At 71.0% G+C, this 5,634-nt stretch carries 5 protein-coding genes and 1 pseudogene; 1 reads left to right on the forward strand and 5 read right to left on the reverse strand.

The window, feature by feature from the left end; all coding sequences use genetic code 11:
• Positions 1–346, reverse strand: a 346-nt coding sequence (locus J1C73_RS18545; protein ID WP_207317385.1) for an LLM class flavin-dependent oxidoreductase, incomplete at its 3' end; no start/stop codon positions are given.
• A gap of 11 nt (positions 347–357) precedes the next feature.
• Positions 358–1,758: a dihydropyrimidinase gene (gene hydA, locus J1C73_RS18550; RefSeq protein ID WP_207317386.1), complete on the reverse strand. Its 1,401-nt coding sequence runs from the start codon at positions 1,756–1,758 to the stop codon at positions 358–360.
• Positions 1,759–2,101: 343 nt separating this feature from the next.
• On the opposite strand from hydA, the gene J1C73_RS18555 reads away from it, so the two are divergent.
• A complete protein-coding gene (locus tag J1C73_RS18555; RefSeq protein WP_207317387.1) occupies positions 2,102–2,914 on the forward strand; it encodes a hypothetical protein in 813 nt (270 codons plus the stop codon).
• 95 nt (positions 2,915–3,009) lie between these two features.
• Here J1C73_RS18555 and J1C73_RS18560 read toward each other — a convergent pair whose 3' ends face one another.
• The 3 genes and pseudogenes from J1C73_RS18560 to J1C73_RS18570 all read right to left on the reverse strand — a co-directional run.
• Complete coding sequence (locus J1C73_RS18560; RefSeq protein ID WP_207317388.1) at positions 3,010–4,293, reverse strand: aspartate aminotransferase family protein; 1,284 nt, start codon at positions 4,291–4,293, stop codon at positions 3,010–3,012.
• Positions 4,290–5,132: a nitrilase-related carbon-nitrogen hydrolase gene (locus tag J1C73_RS18565; protein WP_207317389.1), complete on the reverse strand. Its 843-nt coding sequence runs from the start codon at positions 5,130–5,132 to the stop codon at positions 4,290–4,292. Before J1C73_RS18565 ends, J1C73_RS18560 begins: the two co-directional genes overlap by 4 nt.
• A gap of 186 nt (positions 5,133–5,318) precedes the next feature.
• Positions 5,319–5,634, reverse strand: a pseudogene (locus J1C73_RS18570) (hypothetical protein); the annotation flags it as partial.

Below are 5,634 nucleotides of genomic sequence, written 5' to 3' on the forward strand. Positions count from 1 at the left end.
CCTCGCCGAGCCTGGCCAGGGTGTTGGGGCTGCGGCCCGCCACCCGCATCGCCGAGTCGCCGCGGCCGATACCGCAGACCGTCCGGTTGCCGTACATGTCGTTGAGGGTGGCGAACGTGGAGGCGGTGACCTCCCAGGTGCGGGTGGACGGGTTGGTGACCATGGGCCCGACCACGAGGCGTTCGGTGTGTTCGAGGATGCGGCTGTAGATGACGAAGGGCTCCTGCCAGAGCACCGCCGAGTCGAAGGTCCAGCCGTAGCGGAAGCCGTTGCGTTCGGCGCGGCGCATCAGGCCGACGACGGCCGAGGCGGGCGGGTCGGTCTGCAGGACGAGTCCGAAGTCCATGCCAGATGCTCCTAGTCCAGGTACTGACAAGTGGCGCGCGGGGTGTACATGCCGTGGCCGGCGCGGCCGGTGAACGTGCGGCGGTCGATGACGACCTCACCGCGCGAGAGCACGGTCTCCACCTGTCCGGTGAGCCGCTTTCCCTCGTACGCCGAGTAGTCGACGTTCATGTGGTGGGTCTCGGCGGAGATGGTCTGCTCGGCGGCCGGGTCGTAGATGACGATGTCGGCGTCGGCGCCGGGGGCGATGGTGCCCTTCTTCGGGTAGAGGCCGAACATCCGGGCCGGCGAGGCGCAGGCGATCTCGATCCACCGGCGGCGGGAGATGTGACCGTCGACGACCGCCTGGTGCAGGAGGTCCATCCGGTTCTCGACGCCCGGCATTCCGTTGGGGATCTTCGAGAAGTCGCCGCGGCCCATCTCCTTCTGCCCGGAGAAGCAGAAGGGGCAGTGGTCGGTGGAGACGACCTGGAGCTCGTTGTTCCGCAGGCCCCGCCACAGCGCTTCCTGGTGTTCCCGGGGCCGCAGCGGCGTGGAGCAGACGTACTTGGCGCCCTCGAAGCCGGGCTCGGCGAGGTTGTCAGTGGAGAGGAAGAGGTACTGCGGGCAGGTCTCCCCGAAGACGGGAAGGCCCTTGTGGCGGGCCGCCGCGACCTCGGCGACGGCCTCGTCGGCGGAGACGTGCACCACGTACAGCGGGGCGCCGGCGACGCGGGCGAGCTGGATGGCCCGGTGGGTCGCCTCGGCCTCCAGCGCCACCTTGCGCACATCTCCGTGGTAGCGCGGATCGGTGCGGCCGTCGGCGAGCGCCTGCTCGACCAGGACGTCGATGGCGATGCCGTTCTCCGCGTGCATCATGATCAGGCCGCCGTTGGACTCGGCCCGCTGCATGGCCCGCAGGATCTGGCCGTCGTCGCTGTAGAAGACGCCGGGGTAGGCCATGAACAGCTTGAAGGAGGTGACGCCCTCCGCCACCAGCAGGTCCATCTCCTTGAGCGAGGAGGCGTTCACATCGGCGAGGATCATGTGGAACGCGTAGTCGATGGCGCAGTTGCCGTCCGCCTTCGCGTACCAAGCGTCGAGCCCCTCGCGCAGGGAATGCCCCACCGACTGGATGGCGAAGTCGACGATCGTGGTGGTGCCGCCCCAGGCCGCGGCCCGGGTCCCGGTCTCGAAGGTGTCCGCGGCGAAGGTGCCGCCGAAGGGCATCTCCATGTGGGTGTGCGCGTCGACGCCGCCCGGGATGACGTATCTACCGGTGGCGTCGATGGTCCGGTCGGCGGTCCAGCTCGCTGCGGCGTCGGTGCCGTGCGCGGCGAGAGCGGCGATGCGGCCGCCCTCGACGAGTACATCGGCATGGATCTCGTCGGATGCGGTGATGACGAGGCCGCCGTGGATGACGGTGCGGCTCATGTACCCCTCCTCACTGTGGCGGAATGGGTCTACGCACGTAGACCAGTGCGTGGTGAAGAACGTAGAAGTGGGTTGCCCACTGTGGCAATACCGCTGCGGCTAACCGCTGAAGACGTTTCCGTTTCACCCGTCCGGCACTCCACCGGCCCAGTGCGCGGCACGGTTCGAACGCGCGGGTGCGGCGCCGGGCCGGGTCGTATACGCCGGTGGGCCGGGCGGTCGGCGGGCGCACCGGCAGGTCCTCTGCGCCTGCCTCGCCGCCGCTCCCCCGGCCGCCGGGGCCGCCGGTCCGTCCGACGGCCGGCAGCGGGTGGGCTCCGGCGTCCTGGGCGGGGTGAGCGGCATGGCGGCGGCCGAGGGGGCGCCCGTGGGCCACGGCCTGGCCGACGCCGTCGTCGTAAGGGGCAGCACGGGGGCTCGCGAGTCCAGGGTGGCGACGGTACGTCTGCGGCCGGGCCGTGACCCGGTCGTCAGGGAACTCCCGTGGTCCGGCACGCTCCCCGCCGGCCTGGAGGCGCTCGACGCGGTCCCCAGCCGCCCCGGTCACTACATCGCCGTGTCGAGCGGGGGCGACGCCTTCCGCATCGTCGTGGCGAACGGCCGGGCGACTCTCCAGGCCGGTCCGGTCGCGCTGCCGGGCCGGCGCGACGGCGACGACTACGCGAGCTTCGCACCGCACCGCGACAGGTCGGGCAGGACCTTCGCCGTGTGGGCGACGCGGGGCAGCGGCGACCGGCCGGCCGTCGTGCACGCCTCCTCGGTGCGCATCGGTGCGTACGGCCCGGACTTCGGCACCGTCAGCGCGCGGCAGGAGTTCGCCGTGCCGTTCCCGGACCGGGGCGACGTGCGGCAGATCAGCGACCTGAAGATCCTGCCGGACGGCACCGTCATGGTGTCGTCGGCCTCGGGCACGGACGCGGGCGACGGGCCGTTCGCCTCCGCCGTCTACGAACCCGGCCGGCTCACCGTCAACGCGGCCCATGACGCGGTGCTGCGCCTGAAGCCGAAGCCCGAACCGACTCCGCTGAACCTCTTCACCGAGCGGGACAACCGGAAGATCGAGGCCCTCGCCTTCCTGCCGGGCCGGCACGCCAGCTGGGGCACCGACGACGAGAACAACGGGGGTCGCGTGAAGTTCGACCGCGTCGGACGGTAGCCGTTGCGGCGGAATCGGCCCTGTCCGGCCGCGACGGGCGCGCCGCGTCGGCGGCGCCCCCTCGCAGGTACCGGGAGCACCGCACCCCCGCGGGCTCACCCCGCCGCTTGCAGCGCGTCGGCGAGGATCGCGGCACCCTCCTCCGCCTCCGGGATGGAGAGCGAGAGAGGCGGGGCGATGCGCAGCACGCTGGTGTTGTGGCCGCCGCCCTTGCCGAGGAGCAGGCCGCCCTCACGGGCCGCCTCCAGGACGGCCGACGCCGCTTCGGGGTTCGCCTCGTCCGTACCGGGTTTCACCAGTTCGATGCCGATCATCAGGCCCCTGCCACGCACCTCCCGGACGCACTCCGAACCGGCGGCGATCGCCCGCAGCCGCTCGATGAGCAGGCCGCCGACCCGGCGGGCATTGCCCTGGAGATCGTGTTCGAGGAGGTACGAGAGGTTGGCGAGGCCGGCGGCCATGGTGACCGGGGAGCCGCCGAACGTCGAGATGGAGTTGGCGTCCAGGCAGTTCATGACGTCGGCACGGGCGATGACACCCCCGACCGACATGCCGTTGCCGATGCCCTTGGCGAAGGTGACGATGTCCGGCGGGCCGCTGCCCCCGTGCGCCTGCCAGCCCCAGAAGTGCTCACCGGTGCGCCCCCAGCCGGTCTGCACCTCGTCGGAGATCCACAGGATGCCGTGCCGGTCCAGGACTTCGCGGAACGCCGCGTACAGCCCGTCGGGCGGTGAGGTGAACCCGCCCACGCCCTGGATGGGTTCGGCGATCAGCGCGGCGGCGTCCCGGGTGTGGCCGAGCAGGTCCTCCAGGTCCGCCACGCAGGCCGCGATGAACTCCCCGTCGCTCAGGTGCGCGTACGGTCCGCGGCTGCGGACGCCCCCGTGCACGTACAGCGTCTGGAGCGGTGACAGGCCGGTGGGCGACCAGGCGTGGTTGCCGGTGATGGAGACGGCGGAGAAGGACCGGCCGTGGTAGCTGTTGCGCATCGCGAGGATCTGGTTCGACCTGCGGTACGTGGTGGCGAGCAGCAGCGCCGTGTCGTTCGCCTCGGTACCGGAGGTGGTGAAGAAGACCCGGGCGTCCGGGATGCCGGAGAGGGCGACGACGCGCTCGGCGAGCTCCACCATCGGCCGGTTCAGATAGAGCGTGGAGGAGTGGATGATCCGCCCGGCCTGTTCGGCAACCGCCTTGGTGACCTCGGGCAGTGCGTGGGCGGTCATGGTCGTGAGGATGCCGCCGAAGAAGTCGAGGTAGCGGTTGCCCTCCGCGTCCCAGACGTGCCGGCCCTCGCCATGGGTGATCTCCAGCGGGTGCCGGTAGTAGAGCGCCATCCAGTCGGGGCTGACGGCGAGGTGGCGATGGTGCAGGCCGCTCACGGCTCCACCAGTCCCTCGTACGCGTCGGGGCGGCGGTCCCGGTAGAACGCCCACTGCTGGCGGACCTCGTCGATGAGCCCGAAGTCGAGGTCGCGGACGAGGAGTTCCTCGGCCTTGTCGCTGGCCACGTCGCCGACGAACCGGCCTCGCGGGTCCACGAAGTAGCTGGTGCCGTAGAAGTCGTTGTCGCCGTACTCCTCCTGGCCGACACGGTTGATCGCGGCGATGAAGTACTCGTTGGCGACGGCGGACGCCGGCTGTTCCAGCTGCCAGAGGTAGCCGGAGAGGCCGCGCGAGGTCGCCGACGGGTTGTACACCAACTGGGCTCCATTGAGCCCGAGTTGACGCCACCCCTCGGGGAAGTGCCGGTCGTAGCAGATGTATACGCCGACCTTGCCCACCGCGGTGTCGAAGACCGGCCAGCCGGCGTTGCCGGGCTTGAAGTAGTACTTCTCCCAGAATCCCTTGACCTGCGGGATGTGGTGCTTGCGGTACTTGCCGAGATACGAGCCGTCGGCATCGATCACGGCGGCGGTGTTGTAGTAGAAGCCGGACTGCTCGACCTCGAAGACCGGGACGACGATCACCATGCCGGTCTCCCGGGCCAGATCCCGCATCCGCTGCACGGTCGGGCCGTCGGGCACGGCCTCGGCCCAGCGGTAGTGCTCGGGGTCCTGCACCTGGCAGAAGTAGGGGGCGTTGAACACCTCCTGGAAGCCGATGATCCCGGCCCCCTGCCGGGCGGCCTCGCGGGCATGCTCCTCATGCTTGGCGATCATGGATTCGGTGTCGCCGGTCCAGGTCGCCTGGACGAGTGCGGCGCGTACGACTTGGGACATGAGCTGCTCCTTCGACGCGGCGTCAGAGAGCCTCTTGGCAGTTTCTACGCCCGTAGACACGTGCGTAGAGGAGAACGTAAGCCCCGTCACACAGCGGGGCAAGACCATCGCCGTGAACCAGCGGAGTCGATCATGTTTCACACCCGTGCGGTCCAGCCCGGGGAGCGGGGGCGAGCCCCGCGGGCGCTAACCGATCCCCGCGACCCTCAGCGCGTGCACCACGTCCCGCTCCCGCGCCTCGGACACCCCACGGGCCGCCGCCAGCAGTTGCGGTACGAGATGGCGCGGATCGCGCTCCGCGATCCTGGCCGCGTCCTGCGGTGTCCGGACCCGGACGAAGGCGCCGAGCAGCGCCTGCGCCTGGGAGCCCCGGCCGGCCCGGTCCAGCGCGGCCACGGCATCGGCGATCTCCGCGGCGGGCCGCGCGACACCCTGGCGCAGCAGCCGGCCGCAGTCCTCCGGGCGCCCGGCCTCGGCCAGCGCGGCGGCCGCTGCCGCGAGT

It is taken from the genome of Streptomyces laculatispora (genome assembly GCF_017353455.1).
In the GTDB taxonomy this organism is placed as follows: domain Bacteria; phylum Actinomycetota; class Actinomycetes; order Streptomycetales; family Streptomycetaceae; genus Streptomyces; species Streptomyces laculatispora.